Origin of the sequence: Stenotrophomonas sp. TWI377, assembly GCF_039674525.1 — a bacterium.
In the GTDB taxonomy this organism is placed as follows: domain Bacteria; phylum Pseudomonadota; class Gammaproteobacteria; order Xanthomonadales; family Xanthomonadaceae; genus Stenotrophomonas.
The window spans coordinates 1-24,373 of sequence record NZ_JBDJNT010000003.1 but is presented as its reverse complement, the minus strand read 5'-3'; the positions used below and the strand labels follow the sequence as shown (position 1 = coordinate 24,373).

Genomic DNA, 24,373 nt, shown 5'->3' with positions numbered 1-24,373 from the left:
GCTGCGCCTCCCCGCGTGGCTCAGTGGCACTGCACCTTGGGCGCCAGCGCCTTGCGCCAGATCGCATAGCCGTCCGGCGTCATGTGCAGCATGTCCTCGCGGAACAGCGCGGCGCGCGGCTGGCCGTCGGCACCGAGCATCGGCGTGTAGACATCGGTGTAGCCGGTGTTGGGCAGCGAGGCCAGCGCCGTCTGGATCAAGCCGTTGGCTTCCACCACAGCGGGCAGCAGGTTCGCGCGCGAGGGGCTGGGCTTGATCGAGATGATTTCCACCGTGGTCTTGGGCAGGTCGCGGTGCACACGCTTGACGAAGGCCACCACGTCGTCGCGGACCTGGGCCGGGCTGCGGCCGCTGTTGAGGTCGTTGTCGCCGGCATAGAAGAACACCTTGCACGGCGCATACGGGATCACGATGCGGTCGGCGTACCAGGTGCTGTCACGCACTTCCGAGCCGCCGAAGCCGCGGTTGAACACCGGCTGGCCCGGAAAATCGGTGGCCAGGCTCTCCCACATGCGGATCGAGGAGCTGCCGATGAACTCGATGCCCCCGCGCGGGGGCGGGTTGGTCGCGTCCTGGGCCGCGAACTGCGCCATGTCGCCGGCCCAGGCCACGTTGGAGACCTGGGTGGGCACCTGCGGCGCAGCGGGGGCCGGGGTACGGGCCAACGCGGGCAGGGCGGCGCCCAGGGCAAGGGCGAGCAGAAGGGGGCGGGCACGGCGATGCAGCATGGGCAACTCCTGGGGTGGGGCACCCGCTCGGGTGCCCGGACGGGCAGGCGTCCATCATAAAAGCTGCCGCCACGCCGCGCTTTACCACGGACGGGCGTTGGCCGCCTTCGACAATGGCTTGGCCGGCTTATGGCAAAATGAGGGATTGCCTGCCCCATTCAGCGATGCCCATGACTGTCTGCCGTGTGCTGTTCCTGCCGTTCCGGCCTGCGTTGCCGACCGGGGCACCTGCCCATGGCGGATGAAATCGGCCACCTGCCGCGCGGCCCCAAGCGCATCTTCAAGGCCGCGGTCTGGTCCTGGCAGGGGCTGCGTGCGGCCTGGCTGCACGAGTCCTCGTTCCGGCTGGAGGTCTACCTGCTGATCGTGCTCGCCCCGTTGGCGCTCTGGCTCGGCCAGACCCCGGTGGAGCGTGCGCTGATGATCGGCTCGGTGCTGCTGGTGCTGGCCATGGAACTGGCCAACTCGGCGATCGAGGCGGTGATCGAACGCTACGGCGCGGAGTTCCACGAGCTCGCCGGACGTGCCAAGGACATGGGCTCGGCCGCGGTCTTCGTGCTGATGATGAACGTACTGGTGTGCTGGGTCCTGATCCTGCTGCCGCAGATCCTCTGACGTAACACTTCTGACGCGTTACGCGCGTCATCCCCCCTGTAAGGATGGAAGTCCATGTTCCTTGAGTTGTTGTCCGACCCCAATGTCTGGTTGACCCTGTTTACGCTGAGCGCGCTGGAAATCGTGCTGGGCATCGACAACCTGGTCTTCATCTCGATCGCGGTGAGCAAGCTGCCCGAGGCGCGCCGTCCGTTCGCGCGCAAGCTCGGCATCGCGGTGGCCTGCATCACCCGCATCCTGCTGCTGGTCTCGCTGGCCTATCTGGCCCACATGGAAGCCAACCTGTTCACCATCGCCGGCATGGGCATCTCCATCCGCGACCTGGTGCTGATCCTCGGTGGCCTGTTCCTGATCATCAAGGGCACCATGGAGATCCGCGAGCTGATCACCGGCGGCGAAGACGAAGACCCGACCACCACCAAGGCCTCGGCCGTGTTCGGCATGGTGATCGCGCAGATCGCCGTGATCGACATCGTGTTCTCGCTGGACTCGGTGATCACCGCCGTGGGCATCGCCGACCACATCCCGGTGATGGTCGCCGCGATCCTGCTGTCGGTCGCCGTGATGCTGCTGGCCGCCAACCCGCTGGGCCGCTTCATCGATGCCAACCCGACCGTGAAGATGCTGGCCCTGGCCTTTATCCTGCTGATCGGCGTGGTGCTCATCCTGGATGGCCTGAGCGTGCACGTGCCCAAGCCCTACATCTACGCCGCGATGGGCTTCTCGGTGCTGGTGGAATGGCTGAACCTGCTGATGCGCCGTCGCGCCGTGGCACACAACGTGCCGGGTGCCGGCAACTGGTAGATAACGACCGTTGGTCGGTATTCCGTGGGTGCCGACCCGGGTCGGCAACCCGTGGGTACCGACCAACCGCCGTTACCCACATCCGCTTTACCCAAGACGTGGCATGCTCCGGATCCCGTTCATCGAGATCCGGAGCCGGCCATGCGATCGTTCTCCCGTTTGTTGTGCCTGGCCGTGCTGGCCTCCCTGTTGTCCGGCTGTGGCTACAACGCCATCCAGCAGAAGGATGAGCAGGTCAAGGCCGGTTGGGCCGAGGTGCTCAACCAGTACAAGCGCCGCGCCGATCTGATCCCCAACCTGGTGCAGACCGTGGAAGGCTATGCCAACCAGGAACGCCAGGTGCTGACCGATGTCACCAACGCCCGTGCGCGCGTGGGGCAGGTCAACGTCAATGCCGACGACGCCGACTCCCTGAAGCAGTTCCAGCAGGCCCAGGGCGAACTGAGCGGTGCGCTGTCACGCCTGCTGGTGGTCACCGAGAACTACCCGAACCTGAAATCCGACCAGGGTTTCCGCGATCTGCAGGCACAGCTGGAAGGCACCGAGAACCGCATCACCGTGGCGCGCGGCCGCTATATCCAGATGGTGCAGGACTACAACACCTACATCCGCCAGTTCCCGCAGGTGATCACCGCCAAGCTGTTCGGCTATGCGACCAAGCCGAACTTCACGGTGGAGAACGAGGCGCAGATCTCGCAGCCGCCGGCGGTCAAGTTCGGTTCGCAGCAACCGGCGCCGGCGCCCGCCCCGCAGCCGCCCGCCCCGCAGCAGCAGCCACAGCCGGCGAACTGAGCCCGTGACCACGCGCCTGCTGCGTTGCCTGCTGCTGCTCTGCCTGGCGCTGGCGCTGCCGGCCTGGGCGCAGACCCAGGCGGCCATCCCGCCGATGTCCTCGCCGGTGGTGGACACCACCGGCACATTGGACGCAGCGCAGATCCAGGCCCTGCAAGCGCAGGCGTTGGCGTTGCAGCAGCGCAAGGGCAGCCAGCTGCAGATCCTGATGGTGCCGACCACCGCGCCGGAAACCATCGAGCAGTACACCCAGCGGGTGTTCGAGCAGTGGTCCATCGGCCGCAAGGGCGTGGATGACGGCGTGCTGCTGGTGGTGGCCAAGGACGATCGCCGGGTCCGCATCGAGCCGGGCTACGGCCTGGAAGGCGCGATCCCGGATGCGATCGCCAACCGGGTGATCCAGGAGTACCTGGCCCCGCGGTTCCGCAGCAACGACTACGCCGGTGGCCTCACCGACGCCAGCGCCGCGCTGGTCAAGCTGATCGACGGCGAGGAACTGCCCGCCCCGGTCAGCACGCATCGCGCCCAGGACACCCCGGCGGGTGGTAACTGGACGATGGCGCTGGGCATCGGCCTGTTTGCCGGTCTGTTCCTGCGCGGCATCCTGGGCTGGCTGCCGCGACCGCTGCGCGCGCTGGCGAGCGGTGCCGGGGCCGGGGTGGCGGCGTTCCTGTTCACCTCGCTGGTGGTCGCCAGTGGCGCGGCCGCCGTGGTGGGCCTGCTGGTCGGCCTGACGTCGGCCGGCCGCGGCGGCGTGTTCGCGCGCAGTGGCGGCTGGGGTGGGGGTGGCTGGGGCGGTGGCGGGTTCGGTGGCGGCGGGGGTGGCTTCGGCGGCGGTGGAGGCGGCTGGGGCGGCGGGGGTGGACGTTCGGGAGGCGGTGGCGCCTCGGGAGGCTGGTGATGCGCTGGCTCCGGCATGTGTTCTCCCCGTCGGTGCGGCGCGCCTTCCCACCCGCACAGCTGCAGGCGATCACCGAGGCGATCACCGCCGGCGAGCGCCGCCACGGTGGCCAGGTCATGTTCGCGGTGGAAGCGGATCTGCCGCTGGCCGCGTTGTGGCAGGGCATCACCGCACAGCAACGCGCCGGGCAGGCCTTCGCCCAGCTGCGCACCTGGGATACCGAACACAACAATGGCGTGCTGATCTACCTGCTGCTGGCCGACCATGCGATCGAGCTGGTCGCCGATCGCGGCCTGCGCGGCCGGATCGGTGAGGCGCAGTGGCGGGCCATCTGCGCGCACATGCAGCAGCGGCTGCGCGAGGGTGCGCTGCAGGAGGCCGTGCTGCTGGCGATCGAAGAGGTTTCGGACCTGCTGGCCGGGCACTATCCGCCCGTTCCGGGGTCACAGGATGACGGCCTGCCGGACACGCCGCAGATCCTGGGCTGAAGCCCGGCAATCGCGCGGTCGGGGGCCGCCGCGAGGCCGCTCCCGGGCGGCGCTAGAATATCGGCATCCCTGCAAGGCGCCCTTCATGATCTATTTCCACGACATCGACCCCATCGCCATCTCGCTCGGGCCGATCAAGGTGCATTGGTACGGCATCATGTACCTGCTCGGCTTCACTGCGGCCTGGTGGCTGGGGCGCAAGCGGATCGCGGCCGGGCGCCTGCCCGGGGTCGATGCCAACGGCTTCTCCGACCTGCTGTTCTACGCGATGCTCGGCGTGGTCGTCGGTGGCCGCGTGGGCTACATGCTGTTCTACGCCACCTCCGAATTCCTGCACAACCCGCTGCTGCTGTTCAAGGTGTGGGACGGCGGCATGAGCTTCCACGGTGGCCTGCTCGGCGTGCTGTTCGCCGCGTGGTGGTGGTCGCGCAAGCATCGCCTGCACCTGTTCGACACGATCGATTTCATGGCACCGCTGGTCCCGTTGGGCCTGGGCTTCGGCCGCATCGGCAACTTCATCGGCGCCGAGCTGTGGGGCAAGTACACCGATGGCAGCTGGGGCGTCGTGTTCCCGAGCGGCCTGCCGGCACCGTTGAACGCGCTGGATCTGGCCACGCTGAAGGCCGAGTTCGCCACCGGCGCGCTCAACCCGTACGCCCGCCATCCCTCGCAGCTGTATGAAGCGCTGCTGGAAGGCCTGGTGATGTTCGTGGTGCTGTGGGCCGTGTCGGCCAAGCCGCGCCACCGCTACGTCATCGCCGGCCTGTTCGCGCTGATGTATGGCATCTTCCGCTTCGCGGTCGAGTTCGTGCGCATGCCCGACAACGGCGTCTACCTCGCCTTCGACTGGTTCACCCGGGGCCAGTTGCTGAGCTTGCCGCTGGTGGTGTTCGGCCTGGTGCTGCTGGTGCTGTCGCGCCGCGCGCCGGTGCTGCAGCCGGTGCTGCCGGTCGCCGCCCAAGGAGCCAAGGCATGAAGGCCTATCTGGAACTGCTTGAGCATGTACTGGAGCACGGCACGGAGAAATCCGACCGCACCGGTACCGGCACGCGCAGCGTGTTCGGCTGGCAGATGCGCTTCAACCTCAATGACGGCTTCCCGCTGGTCACCACCAAGAAGCTGCACCTGCGCTCGATCATCCACGAGCTGCTGTGGTTCCTGAAGGGCGATACCAACATCGGGTACCTCAAGGACAACCAGGTGCGGATCTGGGACGAGTGGGCCGATGCCAACGGCGACCTCGGCCCTATCTACGGCAAGCAATGGCGCAGCTGGGCCACTGCTGATGGCGGCGCGATCGACCAGATGCAGTGGCTGGTGGACGAGATCAAGCGCAACCCCGATTCGCGGCGGCTGGTGGTCAGCGCCTGGAACGTGGGCGAGCTGTCGCAGATGGCCTTGATGCCGTGCCACAACCTGTTCCAGTTCTACGTGGTGGACGGCAAGCTCAGCTGCCAGCTCTACCAGCGCAGCGGCGACATCTTCCTCGGCGTGCCGTTCAACATCGCCAGCTATGCGCTGCTGACCCACATGGTGGCGCAGGCAACGGGGCTGGGTGTCGGCGATTTCGTGCACACCCTGGGTGATGCGCACCTGTACTCGAACCACTTCGAGCAGGCCCGGCAACAGCTCGCGCGTGAGCCGCGCGCGCTGCCGACACTGTGGTTGAACCCCGAGGTGACCGATCTGTTCGGTTTCCAGTTCGATGACATCCGCATCGATGGTTACGACCCGCATCCGGCGATCAAGGCCCCGGTGGCGGTGTGAGCGGCACGCGCATGAAGCTCTCGCTGATCGCCGCGCTTGACCGCGACCACGGCATCGGCCATGACAACGACCTGCCGTGGAAGCTGCCCGATGATCTCAAGCGCTTCAAGGCGCTGACCGTCGGCAAGCCGATCCTGATGGGGCGCAGGACCGCGCAGTCGCTCGGCCGTGCCTTGCCGGGCCGGTTGAACCTGGTGCTGACCCGCAGCGGGCAGGTGCCGTTCGACGGCATGCAGGCGGTGGCCTCGATCGAGCAGGCGCTGCAGGCCGCGGCGGACACCGACGCGGAAGAACTGTGCGTGATCGGCGGTGGTGAGATCTATCGCCTGGCCATGGCCCAGGCCACCGATCTGCACCTGACCTGGGTACAGACCACGGTACCGGCCGATACCCACTTCCCGCCGGTCGATCCGGCGCTGTGGGTGGAAGTGGCGCGCGAACACCACGCGGCCGACGAGCGGCACGCGTACGCGTTCGATTTCGTGGATTACCGCCGGGCCTGAGCGGACGGTGCCGGCAGGCCGGTCATGCGGACCGGCCTGCGGATCAGTCCGCGTCGCTGGTGACGTCGCTGCGCTGCGGCTGCGGCTGCGATTGCGTCTGTGGCGGGTCATTCTGTGCGGGCTTCGCAGCGCTGCCCTGCTGGCGGCCCTGGCCACCGCGGCCACGATCGCGGCCCTGACCCTGACCCTGACGCGGTGGACGCCCGTTCGGCGGCGCCCCCTCGGCGGCCGGCCGGCGTGCCGGTGGACGCGGCGCGGAGACCGGCTTGGGCACATCGCGGCCCGGCACCTGCACCACGCGCAGTTCTTCGGTATCCAACTGCAGTGCGGTGAGCTTGCCTCCCCAGACCGCGCCGGTATCGATCGCGTGCACGCCCTGGGTGATGGTCAGGCCCAGCGCGGACCAGTGCCCGCAGACGATCTTCAGATCGCGCTCGGCGCGGCCCGGCACTTCGAACCAGGGATACAGCCCCTGTTCCTGGGTGCCCGGCGTGCCCTTGTCCTCGATCCCGATCCGGCCCCGCGGCGTGCAGTAACGCATGCGCGTGAACAGGTTGATGATCGCGCGCGAGCGGTCGTAGCCGGCCAGGCCGGGTGACCAGCTCGGCTTGTCGCCGTACATGTTGCGGAACAGCTTGCGGTAGCCGCTGCCGTGCAGCTGCTGCTCGACCTCGCGGGCGTGTTTCTCGGCCAGCTGGGTGGTCCACTTCGGGGCCAGCCCGGCGTGGATCATCATCCAGCCCAGCTCACGGTCCACGTGGGCCAGCTTCTGCAGGCGCAGCCACTCCAGCAGTTCGTCGCGGTCCTCGGCCTGCACGATCCGCAGCAGGTCCGGGTTGACCTTGCGCTGCTCTTCCTCGGTGCGGGCACCGACGGCAAGCAGGGACAGGTCATGGTTGCCCAGCACGATCACGCTGCTCTCGCGCAGCGAATGGACCAGGCGCAGGGTTTCCAGCGATTGCCCACCGCGGTTGACCAGGTCGCCGCAGAACCACAGTTTGTCGACCGCGGGGTCGAACTTGATTTTTTCCAGCAACCGCTGGGTGACGTCGTAGCAGCCCTGCAGGTCGCCGATGGCCCAGACACTCATGCGTGCGCCTCCATCAGTGCAGTGTGCGCGGAACGGTCAGGACGAACGGCGCGATGGGGGCGGCGAACTCGGTGCCGTCATCGGCCACCATGTCGTAGTGCCCCTGCATCGTGCCGTGCTCGGTCTCCAGCATGACACCGGAGGTGTAACGGAAGTCTTCACCGGGGCGCAGCCGCGGCTGCTCGCCGATCACCCCATCGCCGTCGACATGCTCGATGCGGCCATTGGCATCGGTGATCCGCCAGTGGCGGGCCACCAGCCGTGCCGCGACGCGGCCCCGGTTGAGGATGCGGATCGTATAGGCGAACGCGTAGCGGCCGTCCTCCGGGGTGGACTGGTCATCGAGGAAGCGGGGGGCGACCTCGACGGAGATCGCGTAGTTTGCAGCGTCGTTCATGCAGGCAGTTTAGTGAATGTTGTGCACGATGAGATGAGTGCTGCCCAAGCTGGCAGCGCCCCGTCATGGATGTCAGGCGGTTCTACGTGCGCGCGGCCGGTGCTGGCCACGAGGTGGCGCGCTCAACCCTGCGGCGCGTCAGCCTCGTACGGGACGTTGGCCAGCGCGATGAACTGCGCCACGTCCAGCTGCTCGGCGCGGGCATCGCTGCGCACGCCAGCCGCTTCGAACTGCTCGGGCGTGCACACGTTCTGCAGGGCATTGCGAAGGGTCTTGCGGCGCTGCCCGAAGGCGGCCTTGACCACGTGGGCGAAGCGCTTGCGGTCCAGGATGCCGACCGTGGCCGGATCCCGCGGGACCAGCCGCACCACCGCCGAATCGACCTTCGGCGGCGGACGGAACGCGCCCGGTGGCACCACGAACAGCGAGGTGACCTTGCAGAACGCCTGCAGCATCACGCTCAGCCGGCCATACACCTTGCTGCCCGGATCGGCGGCCATGCGGTCGACCACTTCCTTCTGCAGCATGAAGTGCATGTCGGTGATCACGGCCGCGTGGTCCAGCGCATGGAACAGGATCGGCGAGGAGATGTTGTAGGGGAGGTTGCCGACCAGGCGGATCGGGCTGCCCGCGGCCAGCTCGGTGAAGTCCACCTGCAGCACGTCGCGGTGGATGATGGTCATCTCGCCCAGCGGTTTGGCGGCGGCGGCCAGCGGGCCGACCAGATCCCGATCGAACTCGATCACGGTCAGCTTCGGGTGGCGGCGCAGCAGCGGCAGGGTGATCGCGCCCTGGCCCGGGCCGATCTCGACCAGGCGGTCGCCGTCTTTCGGGCTGACCGCCAGCACGATCTTGTCGATGTAGCTGCGGTCGGCGAGGAAGTGCTGGCCGAGCTGCTTCTTGGCGGGGCCGGAGAAACCGGGCGCGCCGGAGGAGGAATACGAAGAAGTCATGACACCAGTGTACGTTGGCGCGCCAGCCGGGCACACAGCGCGGTGGCAGCGAGGAGGCTGGAAGGGTCGGCCACGCCGCGGCCGGCCAGATCCAGGGCGGTGCCATGGTCGACCGCGACGCGCGGGTAGGGCAGGCCCAGGGTGATGTTGACGGCCTGCTCGAAGCCGCTGTACTTGAGCACCGGCAGGCCCTGGTCGTGGTACATCGCCAGCACCGTGTCGAACCCGGCCAGCTTGGCCGGCAGGAAGGCGGTGTCGGCCGGCAGCGGGCCGACCAGGTCCATGCCCCGGGTGCGCAGGCGCTCCAGCAGGGGGATGATCAGGTCGAGCTCTTCGCGGCCCAGGTGGCCGTCTTCGCCAGCGTGCGGGTTCAGCCCGAGCACGGCGATGCGCGGCGAGGCCAGGCCGAAATCGCGCTGCAGGGCGTCGTGGACGATCTGCAGGGTCAGCGCCAGCCCGTCAGGGGTGATCGCATCGGCCACGGCGCGCAAGGGCAGGTGGGTGGTGGCCAGGGCGACCCGGACAATGTCATTGGCGAGCATCATCACCACCGGGGTGCGGGCCTGGTCGGCCAGCAGTTCGGTCGTGCCGCTGTAGGCGATGCCGCCCTCATTGATGACCGCCTTGTGCACCGGGCCGGTGACCACGCCGGCCAGTTCACCGGTCAGGCAGGCCTGCCCGGCCTGTCGCAGCGCGCCGATCACCGCCCCGGCGTTGGCTGGATCCGGCGTGCCGAAACGGGAGGGCACCGCATTGGGCACCACGCGCAACGGCAGATCGCCCGGCTGGCGGGCGATGGTGTCTTCAGGCAGGAGCTGCAGCGGCAGCGACAGCGCAGCGGCGGCAGCCTGCAGCGTGTCCGGGTCGGCGAAGGCCAGCAGCCGGCAATCGGTGCGCGGCTGCTGGATCAGACGGAGGCAGAGCTCCGGGCCGATCCCCGCCGGCTCGCCCGGTACCAGCGCGAGCTGCGGGAGCATGGATCAGGACTGCGGCGGCGTGGTCGCCGCGGCACCCGGGGCATAACCGCGCATATCCACGTAGGCTTCGCCACGCAGTTCCTGCAGGAAGCGGTTGTACTCTTCCTCCAGCTTGCGGCGGCCGATCGTTTCACGGATCTGGGCGCGCTGGTTGTCGGTGGTGGCATCGGTCTGGCGCGTGGCGACGCGCTGGACGATGTGCCAGCCGGCATCGGTACGGAACGGCTGGCTCACGCCGCCGTCGGTGATGCCTTCAACCTGCTTGCCGAAGTCCGGGCCGAAGGCATCGGCCGGGAACCAGCCCAGATCGCCGCCCTGGCCCTTGCTGTTGTTGTCTTCCGAGGATTCCTTGGCCACTGCATCGAACTCGGCGCCGCCGGCGATGCGGGCACGCAACGTGTCGATCTTGGCCTTGGCCGCGGCATTGTCCTGCTGGTCGGTGATGCGGACCAGAATATGACGGGCGTGGTACTCGGTGATGGTGTGACCGCCGTCAGCGGCCGCGCTGGCATCACGCACCTCGACCAGCTTCAGCAGCTGGAAACCACTGGGGCCACGCAGCGGGCCGACCACGTCGCCGGACTTCATCTCTTTCATCATCTGCGCGAAGGCATTCGGGATTTCATCCAGCGAACGCCAGCCCAGGTCGCCGCCTTCCAGCGCGTTGGGACTGTCCGAATAACGGACGGCGGCCGCGTTGAAGTCGAGCTCGCCCTTGTCCAGCAGCGCCTTGACGCCATCGGCCTTCTTCTGGCCGGTGGTGATCTGCTCGGCGGTGGCGCCTTCCGGCAGGCCGATCAGGATGTGGGCCAGGTGATACTGGGTGCCCACGGTGGCCTGCTGCTTGAGCGCGCCATCCACTTCGCCTTCGCTGACGGTGATGCGGCTCTGCGCGAAGCTCTGGCGCAGGCGCTGGACGGTGATCTCGTCACGCACCGAATTGCGGAAATCGTTGAAATCCAGGCCATCGCTGGCCAGACGCTGGCGCAGGGCATCCAGGGTGGAACCGTTCTGCTGGGCGATGGCGTTGATGGCCTGGTTCAGTTCCTGATCGCTGACCTTGATGCCGCTGCTCTCGGCACGCGCCACCTGCAGCTTCACCAGTACCAGACGCTCGAGCACCTGGCGGCTGAGCACGTCATCAGGCGGCAGCTGGTTTTCACGACCGGCGTACTGGGCCTTGATGTTCTGGACGGCGCGGTCCAGTTCGCTCTGCAGCACGACGTCCTCATCGACGATCGCCGCGATGCGGTCCAGCGGCTGACTCTGCTGGGCCAGCACCTGCAACGGGGCCGTCGCGGAGGAGACCGCCAGCAGGGAGGCGAGGAGTACGGGAAGGGTCTTGGTCATGGGATCTGATTCGGATCGTAGTCGTCGCGGGCTGCACCGGTGTTGCTGGGCGGCACCAGATAGAGGTCGTCTCGGTAGTACCCGAGAATAGCACGGCGCAAGGTGCGGTCCGTGTTCTGGCCGATGGAGCTCAGGCCCTTGAGCACGAACTCGATCTGGAAGGAGTTGTTCAGTTCACCCTCGCGATTGCGCACGTAGCGGCGGGCGATGGCGCGAACGGCCAGACAGCAGCTGTCCCACTGCACGCCACCGATGATTTCCAGCGGGGCGCGGTCCTGGATGGAGTAGTAATAGCGTCCGACCAGGCTCCAGCGCTCGTTGAGCGGGTAGAGGAAGGACAGGTCGGCCTGCTCCAGCAGCGTCCGGTCGCGGCGGGTCGCCGTGGTCGAGGCCTGTGGATTCAAGCGGCTGCGGTAGGTCAGGTTGACGATGCCGTCGTTGGACATGAGGTAGCGCGCGCGTACGCTGGCCAGATCCTCACGCTTGTACTTGGGATCCCACTGATAGGTGGCGCCCAGGTTCCAACGGTCGTTGATGGCGTAGTTGGCGTCCGCGATCCAGGCCGACTTGCCCTGTTCGACCGGGGTTTCACTGCTGTTGAGCGTGACCCGGGAATCATCGAAGTACAGGATCTGGCCGATGCTGCCCGAGAAGCGCTCCTTGCCGGTGTCCTGGTCGATGAAGCGGGTGCTCACCGCCATGGTCAGCTGGTTGGCGTCGTTCTGGCGATCGGCGCCGGAGTAGCGCGAGTCGCGGAACAGCTGGCCCCAGCTGAAGGTGAAGTCACGCGTATCGAACACCGGCAGGTCGCTCTGGTCGCGGTAGGGCGTACGCAGATAGAACAGGCGCGGTTCCAGCGTGTGCAGGAAGCGCGTGTCGCCGATGGTGGTTTCCCGATCGAAGAACAGGCCCGCGTCGATGGTGCCGATGGGCAGGCTGCGGCTCGGCGAGGTGTTGCCGCGCAATTGGTCGGGGGTCGCGGTAGCCGGGTCGATGCCGGCGGCGATCAGATTCTGCCGACGGATGTCATCGGCCAACCCGCGTTCCAAATCGTACCCGGTGTAGCGGTAGGCCAGGGTCGGGGTGACGTACCAGGCCGCGCCGCTGAACGGCATCGAGACATACGGTTTCACATCCAGTCGCGAGCCGCCGTCCATGCTGCGTGACACACCGGTGCGCTCGTATTCCTGGTCCGCGCCGAACTTCTCGTGCACGTCCAGGTGCGTGAAGTTCACCGCTTCGGCATACACGCCGGTTTCCAGCCACGGGAGCAGCGGCTTGTCCCAGTTGACGAACAGGCGCGGCTGGCGCGCGTACGGCAGGGACGCTTCGGTCAGGGTGTAATCGGTGAGCTGCCAATAGTCGGCCATCAGGCCGCCGGTCCAGTTCTCACCGGTGCCGTAGATGCCGATCTGGCTCTGCAGGTTGGAGGTGGTCACGCCGAGCAGCCGGTTGGAGAAATCCTCCAGATAGCGCTCGTCGCTGACCCAGGCCAGGCTCGCACGGGCCTGCCAGTTGGCGTTGATGTTGTGGTACCCGCTGAACTCCACGCGGCCGCGATCCTTGTCGCGCAGCTTGTCGTTGGGCAGGTAGGCGGTCAGCAGCTCGCCGCGGCCGCCGTCGTAGAGATAGCGGAATTCGTTGTCGAGCATGAAACCGCGCTTGCTCATGTAGCGCGGCATCAGGGTGTCGTCGAAGTTCGGCGCCAGGTTCAGATAGATCGGCTGGGTGTAGTCGAAGCCGTTGCGGCCGGACAGCCCCACCTGCGGGTAAAGCAGGCCGGTCTGGCGGCGGTCATCGATCGGGAACTTGAAGTAAGGCGCCCACAGCACCGGAACCTTGCCGATGCGCAGCACGGCATTGCGCGCGGTACCGAAGCCGGCGTCGTTATCGACCTCGATCTGCGGTGCCGAGAGCTTCCACACCGGCTGCGAGGGATCGCAGGTGGTGTAGGTGGAGCGGTGCATCTGGCCCACCGCGCCCTGCAGATCGATCGACTCGGCGCCACCGTTGCCCCGGCGGGACACCAGTTGGTACTGGATGTCGGAGATTTTGTGGGTGTCGCTTTCCTGATTGCCTTCGGCGCGCTTGGCCTTCATCCGGATCGAGGAGTCCTGATAGCGGACGTTGCCCTCGGCGATGTAGTTGCCGCTTTCGGTGTCGAAGCTCAGGTTGTCGGTGCCCAGGAACTGGTCGCCGCGCTTGAGCGCGACATTGCCCTGGTAGTTGGGTACCACGGAGGTACCGGTCAGTTGGTCGCCTTCGATGTCCGTCGGCTGCTGGTCACGCGTCGCGGCCGCGGCTTTGTCAGCCTTGGGCGCATCGTCGAACACGGGCAGCACGTCGGTCACCGGGCACAGGCCCCAGTTCACCGGCTTGTCGTCGGCCAGGGCCGGCAGGCAGATGGCGATACTGAGGGGGAGGGGCAGCAGGCGGAGGGCTCGGCGCACGCGGTATCGGATTCGGGCGAAAACGGATCGTAGCTTGCCCCATCCCTTGCATAGGGGCAATGAAGGTCCCGCCCACGCAGGGGGCCGGGTTCATTCCAAGGCCCGGTCCGCGCGGTTCAGCGCAGCTGGCCGACGTGGGCCACGCTGCACTCGGCCAAGGCCTGCAGGTCGTATCCGCCCTCGAGCATCGACACGATCCGCCCGGCGCCGTGGCGGCGGGCGAGCCCGCGCAGCTCGGCGGTGATCCAGGCGAAATCCTCGGTTTCCAGCATCAGGTCGGCCTGCGGGTCGCGCATGTGCGCATCGAAGCCGGCCGAGATCAGCAGCAGCTGCGGGCGGAAATCATCGATGGCGGGCAGCATTTCGTCGGCCCAGGTGTTGCGGAAGCGGAAGCCGCCACTGCCCGGGGGCAGCAGGATGTTCATCAGATTGCCGGCCCCGCGGTCGCGGCGGAGGCCGGAATTGGGGAACAGACCGGCCTGGTGGGTGCTGTAGTAGGCCACCCCGGGATCGGCGACGAAGATGTCCTGGGTGCCGTTGCCGTGGTGCACGTCGAAATCGACGATGGCGATCCGCTCCAGTCCATAGCGGTCGCGGGCGTAGGCCGCGGCGATGGCGATGTTGTTGAACAGGCAGAAGCCCATCGCCGTGTTGGCGCTGGCATGGTGGCCCGGCGGGCGCACCGCGCAGAACGCGACCGGGTCCTGGCCGAGCATCACCGCATCGACCGCCGCCACGCCGGCACCGGCCGCATGCAGGGCCGCACTGGCCGAGCCGGGCGAGGTCATGGTGTCCATGTCGATCAGGCGCAGCGGCTCGGTCTGCGGCTTGAGGACCAGGTCGATCAGTTCGCTGTCATGGACCCGGGCCAGCTCGCCGAGCTTGGCCGGCGGCGCCTCCCGCCAGTCCAGCTGGTCCGGATAGGCCGTCTTGAGCGCATCGAGCACTCCCTGCAGGCGCGCCGGGCATTCGGGGTGGCCGCGGCCGGGATCGTGTTGCAGACAGGCGGGGTGGGTGAAAACCAGCATGCGGGCAGGATATCCGGGTGGGGCGGCAGGGCCGCTCAGGCGTGGCGGCGCTCGTGGCGCCAGAGCACCTCGCCGTGGCCGTCGGCGCGGGCCAGCACGCGCGCGAGCACGAACAGTAGGTCCGACAGGCGGTTGAGGTAGTGCAGTGCTTCCGGGCGGACCGTCTCGCGGCGCGCCAGCGTGACCGTCTCGCGCTCGGCGCGGCGCACGATGGTGCGGGCCAGATGGCAGCGCGCCGCCGCTTCGCCACCGGCCGGCAGGATGAACTCCTTCAACACCGGCAGATCGGCGTTGTAGTGGTCCAACTGCAGCTCCAGCGCCTCGATGTCGGCGGCGTGGATGGCGGCATGGCCGGGGATGCACAGCTCGCCGCCCAGATCGAACAGCTGGTGCTGGATCACCGTCAGCAGCGCGCGGATGTCGTCGGGCAGCGGTGCCGCGAGCAGCACCCCGAGCGCCGAGTTGGCCTCATCTACGGTGCCGTAGGCGGCGACGCGGGCGTCGTCCTTGGCCACGCGGCTGCCATCGCCCAGCCCGGTACTGCCATCGTCACCGGTGCGCGTATAGATACGGGAAAGGCGGTTACCCATCGGCGAGCCCGGCCGCGCTCAGTGCAGCACGTCGCGGCGCGCCTGCAGCAGCTTGCCGACCTGTTCGGTCGCCAGCTGCAGGGCGGCGGCCAGGCCGACGTAGACCGCGGCGGTGCGCAGGTAGGGCAGGAACCAGTCGCTGTAGTTCTTCGCCCAGCCACCGAGGGTGGGGGCGGCCACGCTGTCACTGGTCCAGTAGAAGCCGCCCTGGGCGAACAGATGACAGACCGCCACCGCCGCGACCAGCAACAGCGCGCCCTTGCCCAGCGCGGCCCAGTGGGCGCCGTGATAGCCGCCGCGCAGCAGCATGCCACCGCCCCACATCGCGAAGTACGCCGGCAGCAGCATCCAGTAGCCCGGCGAGACGCAGTAGTGCTGCCAGAAATCCAGGCCGCTGCGGCGGATCACGATCCAGTCGACCACTACCGCCAGCGCCATCAGCAGCGGGAACGCCCAGCGGGTCCACTGGCGCAGGTAGAAGCCGCCGATGAAGAACACCGCCCAGGAGGCATCCGGAATCGCCGCGAAATGGTTGACCCGCGTGGCCGCCATCAACAGCACGAGCACGGACAGGACAAAGGCGCGTTGGGCAGTGGAGGTCATGGCGGTGACGGGTGAGGGCAGGCATTCATTCTAGCGCCTGCTGCGGCAGGCCGCCGCACGCCGCCGGAACGGACGAACCCTTATCATGGCGGGCATGAGTGAACGACATGATGTAGTGATCGTAGGTGGCGGGCTGGTCGGTGCCAGCCTGGCCATCGCCCTGGACCGTGCCGGCCGCGATGTCGGCCTGGTCGAGGCGTCGCCGCCGGGCACGCTGCCGGCGGTCTTCGACCAGCGCAACCTCAGCTTTGCTGCGGCCACCGTCAACGCGCTGACCGCGCTGGGCGTGATGCAGAAGCTGGCCGCTGCGCCGGGCGCGATCACCCGTATCCATGTCAGCCGTGCCGGCGATTTCGGCCGGGTGCAGATGGAGGCCGCGCAGTACCAGCGCCCGTGGTTCGGCCAGGTGGTCGTGGCCCGCGATTTTGGCCAGGCGCTGGAGGCGCGGCTGGAGACGCTGACCCGCCTGACCCGCTATCGTCCGGCCCGGTTCGTGCGCCTGGGCGCCACGGTGGACGGGTACCGCGAGGTGTTCATTGCCGATGACCGAGGTGAGCGCTGCCTGTTGGCCCGCCTGGTCGCGGGTGCCGATGGGACCCGCAGTGGCGTGCGCGACGCGCTGGGCATCGGCGTGGACGAACACGATTTCCAACAGACCCTGTTCGTGTCGCGGGTGCGTGCCGCACGTGCGCCGGATGGCACCGCGTACGAGCGCTTCACCGACAGCGGCCCGACCGCGTTGCTGCCGCGTGGCGACCGTCACTTCGGTGCGGTGCACGGCGTTGCCCGCGAGCAGGCCGAGGCGGTGATGGCGCTGGACGATGCGGCGTGGGTGAGCCGCCTGCAGGGTGCGATCGGCTGGCGTGCCGGCCGGTTGCTGGAGAGCGGGCCGCGCAGCGCATATCCGTTGATCCAGGTGCTGTCGCGCGCGTTGGTCGGCGAGCGTGCCGTCCTGCTTGGCAATGCCGCGCAGACCATCCATCCGCTGGGCGCACAGGGCTTCAACCTGGGCCTGCGCGATGCGCTGACCCTGGCCGAACTGGTCGCCGAGGCCGACGATGCCGGCAGCGATGCACTGCTGCGCGAACACGTGGCACGACGTCAGGAAGACCGCGAGCAGACCATCGCCTTCTCCGGCGGGCTGGCACGCCTGACCAGCAACCCGGCACCGCTGATGCGGCCGCTGCGTTCGCTCGGGTTGCTGGCGGCACAGGCCACGCCGATGCAGTCGATGCTGGTCGGTGGCGCGATGGGCTTCCGCGGCCAGGTGCCGGCGCTGTGCCGCGGAGCGGGCCTGTGAGCCGGCGTCCGCAGGACGTGGTGGTGGTCGGTGGCGGTGTGGTCGGCGCGGCCTGTGCCTTGGCCTTGGCCGATGCCGGGTTGTCGGTGACGTTGGTGGAAGGCCGCGAGCCCGCCGCCTGGCAACCGCAGCAACCGGATCTGCGCGTGTATGCGTTCGCGCCGGACAACGCCCAGCTGCTGGCCGCGCTCGGCGTGTGGCCGGCGGTGACCGCCGCGCGTGCCTGTGCCTACCGCCGCATGCGGGTCTGGGATGCGGCCGGCGGCGGCGAACTGCGCTTCGACGCCGATACGCTCGGCCGCGAACAACTGGGCTGGATCGTCGAGAACGATCTGCTGGTGGACCGCCTGTGGGCGGCGCTGCCGGGGGCCGGCGTGCAGCTGTGCTGCCCGGCGCGGGTGGAAGCACTCGAGCAGGACGCCAACGGGGTGCGCCTGCGCCTGGACGACGGCCGTCGGCTCGACGCCTCGCTCGCGGTCGCCGCCGACGGGGCCGAATCCACCCTGCGCCGTCTGGCCGGGCTGGAGGTGACCCGCCAGGATTACGGCCAGCGTGGCGTGGTTGCCTACGTGGATACCGAAAAAAACAATGAAGCCACCGCGTGGCAGCGCTTCCTGGTGACCGGCCCGCTGGCGGTCCTGCCGATCAGCGCGCAGCGCAGTTCGATCGTGTGGACGCTGCCCGAGGCCGAGGCCGGGCGCGTGCTGGCACTCGACGAGGCCGCCTTCGGCCGTGAGCTCACCCATGCCTTTGCCGGGCGGCTGGGGGCGATGACCCTGGCCTCCAAGCGCGCGGCCTTCCCGCTGCGCCGCCAGTTGGCGACCGGCTACGTCGCCGGCCGCGTGCTCGCGCTCGGTGATGCGGCGCATGTGGTGCATCCGTTGGCCGGGCAGGGTGTCAATCTCGGCCTGCGCGATGTCGCCGCGCTGCGGACGATGGTGCTGGCGGCACAGCAGCGCCGCCAGGAGTGGATGTCACCGCACCGCCTGCAGCGCTGGGCACGCGAACGCCGCAGTGAGAACACCGTCGCTGCGTACAGCTTCGATGCGATCAACACGGTGTTCTCCAATGATGAGATGCACCTGACCCTGGCGCGCGGTCGCGCGCTGGGCTGCGCCGGCAAGCTGCCGCCGCTGGTATCGATGTTCTGGAAGCGCGCGGCGGGGGGGTGAGCGGCGCGCTCAGTCGATCAGCCAGCCGGCCAGATCGGCGCGGTCCAGCGTGCCGCGCCGCTTCACGTCCAGCGCGTTGAATTCATCGGCCAGCGTCGGGTTGGCCTGCGCCTCGGCGCGGCTGATGAAGCCGTCGCCGTCGACATCCAGCGCCGCGAACGCGATGCGGTACTGTCCCACCACGCTCACCGGCTGCACCGAACGCACCGTCACCGCGGCTTCGCCGGCCGGTGCGGCCAGCGTCACCTGATGGGTCACCTCACCCTGCGAGAGCGGCTGCGCGCGCACGCTGGCCGGCACCTCGCGCAGCGGTTCGCTGACGGCTGGCGATGGGGTGTGGACCTGGGCCAGCGCGAGCGTGGGCAGCAGGGACACCAGGGACAGCAGCAGGGTGAGGCGGGATCGGCGTCGCATGGAAACTCCGTACATGACGTGGGGCGCCGGGTACCCGGCGCGTGCTTCGATCATTGTCGCGCGTTGCGCGGCCAGCCGGGCATGGCCCGGCGCTACCGGTGCTGCGCCTGGGTCAGCGCAGCGGCGAAGCCAGCACCGTGATTTCTTCGCGGTCGTGATACAGCTGCTTGGCGCGCAGGTGCAGCGGTTTGCCGGCCTGTTCCTGGAACAGCTCCAGACACAGGCGGGTTTCATCCCAGCGCTTTTTCATCGGCAGCTTGAGGTTGAAGATCGCATGCTTGCACCAGCCCTCGCGGAACCAGGTGGCCATGCGCTCGGCCACGCGGCGCGGCTGTTCGACCATGTCGCAGACCATCCAGTCCAGCGGGGTCTCCGGCTGCCAGTGGAAGCCGTCGGCGCGCAGGTGCTCCACCAGGCCGGTCTCCAGCACGTGCTCGCGCAACGGGCCGTTGTCCACGCTGATCACCTTCACGTGCTGGCGGGTCAACACCCACGTCCAGCCACCCGGTGCAGCGCCCAGATCGGCCGCGCGCATGCCCGGCTTGACCAGCAGCTCGCGCTCGTCCGGCGTCATCAGGGTGAGCAGGGCTTCATCCAGCTTCAGCGCCGAGCGCGAAGGCGCATCGGGCAGCAGCTTCAGGCGCGGGATGCCCAGCGGCCACGGCGCGCTGTCGCGGGTATCGGCCACGCACACAAACGCATGACGACCATCGACGAACACGATGTGCAGGCGCGGCAGGCCGGTGTTCGGCTTGTCGGTCAGCAGGCCGGCCTTGCGCAGCGCCGGGCGCAGTGCGTTGCCGAACGCGCGGGCCAGCCCAGCCAGCGGCTTGCCTTCGTCCGAGTCCGGATGCTCGACCCACATGTCGCCGAAGCGTTGCTGCCCCTGAAGCGCGGCAATGATCGGGGTGATGCGGTCGGCGGCATCGAGCTGCGGCAGCTCGGCCAGCACCTGCAGTTTCTGCCGGGCGAAGATCAGCGAACGCCAGGACAAGGCCTTGGACAGCGCCGCGCCCTCCTCGGTGACGAACACCACGTAGCCGTCATTGCGCTGGGTGCGCGCATAGCCGGCCACGTTGGCATACGCCGCCCGCTCGGAGAGCTCGGCGGCCAGTTCCGGTTCAAAGCCCTGGCGGCACAGACACAGCAGGCCGCTCATCGCATCGCGCCTGAAGCGCGGATATCAGTAATGGGCACCGTTGATCTCTCCGTACTGGCGCAGGACCGCGCGCGCGGCGTCGCGCTCGATGTCGCGCACGACCTCGATGCCACGTTTGTTGAGTTCGCCGATCCAGTCCGCCGGCAGCGGACCCTCGTCGAACGGGGTGAGTTCTTCCACGTCCTGTGCGCTGGCACCGATCAGCAGCCGATCGATACCGGCCCAGATGGTGGCGCCGTAGCACTGGCAGCACGGCTGGGAGGAGGTCGCCAGGGTGATCGGCGACAGCACATCGTTCAGGCGCGGGGTCTGCAGGCGCTGCTGGGCCAGCATGTAGGCCATGTTCTCGGCATGCGCCAGCGAGGTCGTATGCGGGACCACGCGGTTCACGCCGGCGGCGATCACACGATGGCCCGGCCCAAACACCACGGCGCCGAAGGGGCCACCGGTCTGCGCCTCGACATTCAGGCGCGACAGTTCGATCGCCAGCGCGACCTTGTCGGCATCCTCGGGATAGACACGGCCCAGATCGATCTGGTCGTGGATCCAGGCGGGCAGGGTGAGATGGACTTGCGCGTACAGCATCGGGACATGAACCTCTTCAAAGATGGAGCAGCGGCAGTGTATCGGGCCGCGCGTAGGGACGCCGTGCCCGCGCTGAACGCGGCCACGCGCACGCCGGCGCAGGGCTGCGCCGGTCGCAGGGGAGCTGGAGCGCAGGCCCTGCCATGGCAGGGTCGCGCAGGTCACATCAGGCGGCCAGTGCCCGGCACCGGCCACAGCCAGCTTACGCCGACCAGGTATCGCGCAGGGTCACGCTGCGGTTGAACACCGGCGTGGCTGCGGTGTGATCGCGGCGATCGGCGACGAAATAGCCGGTCCGCTCGAACTGGAACGACTGTTCCGGCGCAGCGGTGGCCGCGGCCGGTTCGACATAGCCGGTAACGGTGCGGCGCGAGTCCGGGTTGAGGTAATCGCGGTAGGTCTTGCCCTCGGACTCATCGTCCGGGTTGGCCACCGAGAACAGGCGGTCGTACAGGCGGATCTCGGCCGGTACCGCGTGCACGGCGCTGACCCAATGGATGGTGCCCTTGACCTTGCGGTTGGCGCCTTCCATGCCCGGGCGCGATTCCGGGTCCAGCCAGCCACGCAGCTCGGTGATGGTGCCCTCGGCGTCCTTGATGACCTCATCGCAGCGGATGATGCCGGCCCCGCGCAGGCGCACTTCGCCGCCCGGCACCAGGCGCTTCCAGCCCTTGGGCGGGATTTCGGCGAAGTCCTCGCGTTCGATCCACAGTTCGCGTGCGAACGGCACCTCGCGGGTCCCGAACGCCTCGTCCTTGGGGTGATTGGAGAAAGTCAGGGTTTCTTCGTGACCGTCGGGCAGGTTGGTCAGCACCAGCTTGACCGGATCCACCACGGCCATGCGGCGCGCGGCGGCACTGTCGAGGTCTTCGCGCAGCGCGCCTTCGAGCACGCTGAAATCGATCAGCGAGTTCTGCTTGCTGATGCCCACGCGCTCGGCGAACAGGCGCATCGCGGCCGGGGTATAGCCACGACGACGCAGGCCCTGCAGGGTCGGCATGCGCGGATCTTCCCAGCCATCCACCAGCTGCTCGGTGACCAGCGCCATCAGCTTGCGCTTGCTCATCACCGTGTAGTTGATGTTCAACCGCGAGAATTCGATCTGGCGCGGCTTGGCGGCTTCACGCGGCAGGCCGCGATCGACCAGCGGCTGGGTCAGCGCATCGTGGTGGGCGAAATCGACGTTGTCCACGCACCAGTCGTACAGCGGGCGGTGGTCTTCGAACTCCAGCGTGCACAGCGAATGGGTGATGCCTTCGATGGAATCGCCCAGCGCATGCGCGAAGTCGTACATCGGGTAGATCGGCCACGCAGTGCCGGTGTTCTGGTGTTCGACGTGCTTGATCCGGTACAGCGCCGGGTCGCGCAGGTTGATGTTGCCGCTGGCCATGTCGATCTTGGCGCGCAGGGTACGTGCACCATCCGGGAACTCGCCCGCGCGCATGCGGCGGAACAGATCCAGGTTTTCTTCGACGCTGCGCTCGCGGAACGGCGACGGGCGGCCCGGCTCGGTCAGGGTGCCGCGGTAGGCGCGCACTTCCTCGGCCGACAGGTCGCACACATAGGCCTTGCCATCGGTGATCAGCTTCTGCGCGGCCAGGTAATAGGCATCGAAGTAATCCGAGGCATGGCGCAGCTCGTTCCACTCAAAGCCCAGCCAGCGCACATCGTCCTGGATCGCGGCCACGTACTCCGGATCTTCCTTGGCCGGGTTGGTGTCGTCGAAGCGCAGGTTGCACACGCCGTTGAACTCACCGGCGATGCCGAAGTTCAGGCAGATCGACTTGGCGTGGCCGATATGCAGGTAGCCGTTGGGCTCGGGCGGGAAGCGCGTCTTGATCGCGGCATGCTTGCCGGCGGCCAGGTCCTCGCGGACGATCTGACGGATGAAATCCCGTTTTTCCTGGGTTTCCGGAAGGGCGTCGGTGGGGGCGGCGGTAGGCTCGGACATGATGCGCGGTCGCAGTCTAAAAGGCAGAAAGACCAACAGTTTAGCCTGTCGGGGGACGCGCCACCGCATTCGCGCTGTCGCCCCACGTTTTGCTGCGCAAACCGCGGGCCCCATCTCACCATCACCCAGACCCCCGCGCCTTCGGCGCCGCCCCCTGACTCAGGGGGCTCCCCTCCAGACGCATTCGGTAGTGCCGGCCGCTGGCCGGCTCCTCATGACCTGGCAAAGATTCGGTAGTGCGGGCCGCTGGCCGGCTCCTCATGACCTGGCAAAGATTCGGTAGTGCCGGCCGCTGGCCGGCGCTGCACAGTGCCGGCCATATCGGGAGCCGGCAAGCGGCCGGCACGACCGGATCCGCCGGCGCCTGGAAGATGACCGCCGCGGGTCGGGACGCCTTCAGCCCCCGGGCGTATGCTGGGCCCATGCCCTCCGGAGCCCACCCATGCACGTGATCTACCAGGCCGACAACCTGTTCGACGCCCATCTGGTCAAACACGCCCTGGAGGACGCCGGCATCCCCGCCTTCGTCTTCGGTGAATCGCTGCTGGGCGGCATGGGCGAGCTTCCGCTGTTCGGCGTCCTGCGCGTGTGCGTCCCCGATCTGGCCCGTCCCGAAGCGGAAGACATCGTCGCCCAACTGGACTTGGGCGCGGCCCCGGACGACCCCATATTCGACGGAGACGAAAGCGCCGGCCTGTTGCCGGCCTAGGAGAACGCCATGTTGGGTATTGGAAACGGTCTGTTGGGCATCGGCGCCTTCAAGCAGCGCCTGCCGCGCCCGGAAGAAGCGTTGCCGGGCCGCGACCAGCCCCTGCCGCTGCTGCACAACCAGCATTACGTCAACAGCCACCCGCTGAAAGACAGCTTCACCGGCCTGGCGCGCATCCGCTTCGCCATGGGCTGTTTCTGGGGCGCGGAGCGCAAATTCTGGACCATCCCCGGCGTCTACTCGACCTCGGTCGGTTACGCCGGCGGCGTCACCCCGAACCCCACCTACGAAGAAGTCTGCTCCGGCCTCACCGGGCACACCGAAATCGTCGAGGTCGTCTACGACCCCGCCATCGTCCCGCTTGAGCGCCTCCTCCAGGTCTTCTGGGAAAGTCACGAGCCCACCCAGGGCATGCGCCAGGGCAACGACACCGGCACCCAGTACCGCTCCGCGATCCACGCCACCACCCAGGCCCAGCACGACGCTGCCCTGGCCAGCCGCGACGCCTACCAGCAGCGCCTCAACGACAGCGGCTACGGTGCCATCACCACCGAGCTCGTCTTCCCCGCGCCCGCGTACTACTACGCCGAGGACTACCACCAGCAGTACCTCGCCAAGAACCCCAACGGCTACTGCGGCATCGGCGGCACCGGCGTCAGCTGCCCCATCGGCGTGGACGCCTGATAGCGGAGGAAGCCGACCAACGGTCGGCTCTACCAGATTCGTCACCTGCGTTTCGCACCATTGCTCGACGCTCCTTGCCCGTGCTCTTCCCAACGCACCCACACCGCGCCAACCCCAACGAAAGTGAGCCGTTGCCGTTGCCGTTGCCGTACGCGCCAAAAACAAAAGGCCCCGCATGAGCGGGGCCTTTTGTCGTACAGCCAGCCAACCGCCAGCGCTTACAGCCGCTCGCGGATCGTCTGCCGCAACGCCTCCAGATCCTTGGCGAACGCATCGATGCCGCTGGCCAGCTTCTCCGTCGCCATCGGGTCGGCCGCCAGATCCGCCGCAAAGCGCGCCGCATCGATCGGCGTCACCTGCACC

At 68.1% G+C, this 24,373-nt stretch carries 26 protein-coding genes and 1 pseudogene; 12 read left to right on the top strand and 15 right to left on the bottom strand.

Features of this window, described 5'->3' with window-relative positions; genetic code table 11:
- Window positions 1–20: 20 nt before the first annotated feature.
- The gene (locus ABE546_RS04750) at window positions 21–728 is read right to left on the bottom strand and encodes an SGNH/GDSL hydrolase family protein (protein WP_313210146.1); all 708 of its coding nucleotides are present in this window, start codon (window positions 726–728) and stop codon (window positions 21–23) included.
- Window positions 729–962: 234 nt separating this feature from the next.
- On the opposite strand from ABE546_RS04750, the gene ABE546_RS04745 reads away from it, so the two are divergent.
- The 8 genes from ABE546_RS04745 to ABE546_RS04710 all read left to right on the top strand — a co-directional run bounded on the left by ABE546_RS04745 (window position 963) and on the right by ABE546_RS04710 (window position 6,598).
- Window positions 963–1,343 carry a diacylglycerol kinase gene (locus ABE546_RS04745; protein ID WP_070471748.1) on the top strand — a complete coding sequence of 127 codons (381 nt, stop codon included), beginning with the start codon at window positions 963–965 and terminating at the stop codon, window positions 1,341–1,343.
- 54 nt (window positions 1,344–1,397) lie between these two features.
- On the top strand, window positions 1,398–2,147 hold the full coding sequence (locus ABE546_RS04740) for a TerC family protein (protein WP_088433998.1): 750 nt from the start codon (window positions 1,398–1,400) through the stop codon (window positions 2,145–2,147).
- Window positions 2,148–2,288: 141 nt separating this feature from the next.
- Window positions 2,289–2,939: a LemA family protein gene (locus tag ABE546_RS04735; RefSeq protein WP_313210142.1), complete on the top strand. Its 651-nt coding sequence runs from the start codon at window positions 2,289–2,291 to the stop codon at window positions 2,937–2,939.
- Between the two features lie 4 nt (window positions 2,940–2,943).
- Window positions 2,944–3,840: a TPM domain-containing protein gene (locus ABE546_RS04730; protein ID WP_346462830.1), complete on the top strand. Its 897-nt coding sequence runs from the start codon at window positions 2,944–2,946 to the stop codon at window positions 3,838–3,840.
- Window positions 3,840–4,328 (top strand): TPM domain-containing protein, encoded by a 489-nt coding sequence (locus ABE546_RS04725; protein WP_346462829.1) that lies wholly within the window; start codon window positions 3,840–3,842, stop codon window positions 4,326–4,328. Before ABE546_RS04730 ends, ABE546_RS04725 begins: the two co-directional genes overlap by 1 nt.
- A gap of 85 nt (window positions 4,329–4,413) precedes the next feature.
- Window positions 4,414–5,304, top strand: a complete 891-nt coding sequence (gene lgt, locus ABE546_RS04720) for a prolipoprotein diacylglyceryl transferase (RefSeq protein WP_313210136.1) — start codon at window positions 4,414–4,416, stop codon at window positions 5,302–5,304.
- Entirely contained in the window at window positions 5,301–6,095 is a 795-nt protein-coding gene (locus ABE546_RS04715) for a thymidylate synthase (RefSeq protein WP_313219958.1), read from the top strand. The genes lgt and ABE546_RS04715 overlap by 4 nt, the downstream gene beginning before the upstream one ends.
- Before the next feature lie 11 nt (window positions 6,096–6,106).
- Window positions 6,107–6,598 (top strand): dihydrofolate reductase, encoded by a 492-nt coding sequence (locus ABE546_RS04710; RefSeq protein ID WP_346462828.1) that lies wholly within the window; start codon window positions 6,107–6,109, stop codon window positions 6,596–6,598.
- Between the two features lie 43 nt (window positions 6,599–6,641).
- Here ABE546_RS04710 and ABE546_RS04705 read toward each other — a convergent pair whose 3' ends face one another.
- The 9 genes from ABE546_RS04705 to ABE546_RS04665 form a co-directional block, all read right to left on the bottom strand.
- Window positions 6,642–7,688 (bottom strand): symmetrical bis(5'-nucleosyl)-tetraphosphatase, encoded by a 1,047-nt coding sequence (locus ABE546_RS04705; RefSeq protein WP_346462827.1) that lies wholly within the window; start codon window positions 7,686–7,688, stop codon window positions 6,642–6,644.
- A gap of 13 nt (window positions 7,689–7,701) precedes the next feature.
- On the bottom strand, window positions 7,702–8,085 hold the full coding sequence (gene apaG, locus ABE546_RS04700; protein ID WP_121042792.1) for a Co2+/Mg2+ efflux protein ApaG: 384 nt from the start codon (window positions 8,083–8,085) through the stop codon (window positions 7,702–7,704).
- 122 nt (window positions 8,086–8,207) lie between these two features.
- Window positions 8,208–9,038 (bottom strand): 16S rRNA (adenine(1518)-N(6)/adenine(1519)-N(6))-dimethyltransferase RsmA, encoded by an 831-nt coding sequence (gene rsmA / locus ABE546_RS04695; protein ID WP_346462826.1) that lies wholly within the window; start codon window positions 9,036–9,038, stop codon window positions 8,208–8,210.
- On the bottom strand, window positions 9,035–10,015 hold the full coding sequence (gene pdxA, locus ABE546_RS04690) for a 4-hydroxythreonine-4-phosphate dehydrogenase PdxA (protein ID WP_313210122.1): 981 nt from the start codon (window positions 10,013–10,015) through the stop codon (window positions 9,035–9,037). Before pdxA ends, rsmA begins: the two co-directional genes overlap by 4 nt.
- 3 nt (window positions 10,016–10,018) lie before the next feature.
- Entirely contained in the window at window positions 10,019–11,365 is a 1,347-nt protein-coding gene (locus ABE546_RS04685; RefSeq protein ID WP_313210120.1) for a peptidylprolyl isomerase, read from the bottom strand.
- Window positions 11,362–13,815: an LPS-assembly protein LptD gene (gene lptD, locus ABE546_RS04680; RefSeq protein WP_346462825.1), complete on the bottom strand. Its 2,454-nt coding sequence runs from the start codon at window positions 13,813–13,815 to the stop codon at window positions 11,362–11,364. Before lptD ends, ABE546_RS04685 begins: the two co-directional genes overlap by 4 nt.
- Before the next feature lie 116 nt (window positions 13,816–13,931).
- On the bottom strand, window positions 13,932–14,843 hold the full coding sequence (locus tag ABE546_RS04675; RefSeq protein WP_346462824.1) for a histone deacetylase family protein: 912 nt from the start codon (window positions 14,841–14,843) through the stop codon (window positions 13,932–13,934).
- A gap of 35 nt (window positions 14,844–14,878) precedes the next feature.
- Window positions 14,879–15,433 carry a cob(I)yrinic acid a,c-diamide adenosyltransferase gene (locus ABE546_RS04670; RefSeq protein ID WP_313210114.1) on the bottom strand — a complete coding sequence of 185 codons (555 nt, stop codon included), beginning with the start codon at window positions 15,431–15,433 and terminating at the stop codon, window positions 14,879–14,881.
- Between the two features lie 18 nt (window positions 15,434–15,451).
- Window positions 15,452–16,036, bottom strand: a complete 585-nt coding sequence (locus tag ABE546_RS04665) for a hypothetical protein (RefSeq protein WP_313210112.1) — start codon at window positions 16,034–16,036, stop codon at window positions 15,452–15,454.
- A 94-nt stretch (window positions 16,037–16,130) separates the two neighbouring features.
- On the opposite strand from ABE546_RS04665, the gene ubiH reads away from it, so the two are divergent.
- Together ubiH and ABE546_RS04655 are read left to right on the top strand one after the other, a co-directional pair.
- Window positions 16,131–17,336, top strand: coding sequence for a 2-octaprenyl-6-methoxyphenyl hydroxylase (gene ubiH / locus ABE546_RS04660; RefSeq protein ID WP_346462823.1), 1,206 nt, complete (start codon window positions 16,131–16,133; stop codon window positions 17,334–17,336).
- Window positions 17,333–18,508: a UbiH/UbiF family hydroxylase gene (locus tag ABE546_RS04655; RefSeq protein WP_313210108.1), complete on the top strand. Its 1,176-nt coding sequence runs from the start codon at window positions 17,333–17,335 to the stop codon at window positions 18,506–18,508. The genes ubiH and ABE546_RS04655 overlap by 4 nt, the downstream gene beginning before the upstream one ends.
- A 9-nt stretch (window positions 18,509–18,517) precedes the next feature.
- On the opposite strand, the gene ABE546_RS04650 is transcribed toward ABE546_RS04655, so the two are convergent.
- From ABE546_RS04650 to ABE546_RS04635, 4 genes are all read right to left on the bottom strand, one after another.
- Entirely contained in the window at window positions 18,518–18,922 is a 405-nt protein-coding gene (locus tag ABE546_RS04650; protein ID WP_313219951.1) for an EF-hand domain-containing protein, read from the bottom strand.
- A gap of 112 nt (window positions 18,923–19,034) precedes the next feature.
- Window positions 19,035–20,081 carry a 23S rRNA (cytidine(2498)-2'-O)-methyltransferase RlmM gene (rlmM, locus tag ABE546_RS04645; RefSeq protein ID WP_313210104.1) on the bottom strand — a complete coding sequence of 349 codons (1,047 nt, stop codon included), beginning with the start codon at window positions 20,079–20,081 and terminating at the stop codon, window positions 19,035–19,037.
- A 24-nt stretch (window positions 20,082–20,105) separates the two neighbouring features.
- Window positions 20,106–20,666, bottom strand: coding sequence for a nucleoside deaminase (locus ABE546_RS04640; RefSeq protein WP_346462822.1), 561 nt, complete (start codon window positions 20,664–20,666; stop codon window positions 20,106–20,108).
- A 202-nt stretch (window positions 20,667–20,868) separates the two neighbouring features.
- Window positions 20,869–22,617, bottom strand: a complete 1,749-nt coding sequence (locus ABE546_RS04635; RefSeq protein WP_346462821.1) for a glutamine--tRNA ligase/YqeY domain fusion protein — start codon at window positions 22,615–22,617, stop codon at window positions 20,869–20,871.
- A 442-nt stretch (window positions 22,618–23,059) separates the two neighbouring features.
- Here ABE546_RS04635 and ABE546_RS04630 point away from each other — a divergent pair, with 442 nt between their 5' ends.
- Together ABE546_RS04630 and msrA are read left to right on the top strand one after the other, a co-directional pair.
- Window positions 23,060–23,326, top strand: a complete 267-nt coding sequence (locus ABE546_RS04630) for a DUF2007 domain-containing protein (protein WP_102789560.1) — start codon at window positions 23,060–23,062, stop codon at window positions 23,324–23,326.
- A gap of 30 nt (window positions 23,327–23,356) precedes the next feature.
- Window positions 23,357–24,010 (top strand): peptide-methionine (S)-S-oxide reductase MsrA, encoded by a 654-nt coding sequence (gene msrA / locus ABE546_RS04625; protein WP_346462913.1) that lies wholly within the window; start codon window positions 23,357–23,359, stop codon window positions 24,008–24,010.
- 218 nt (window positions 24,011–24,228) lie between these two features.
- On the opposite strand, the pseudogene ABE546_RS04620 reads toward msrA, so the two are convergent.
- Window positions 24,229–24,373 (bottom strand): annotated as a pseudogene (locus ABE546_RS04620) (transaldolase); the annotation flags it as partial.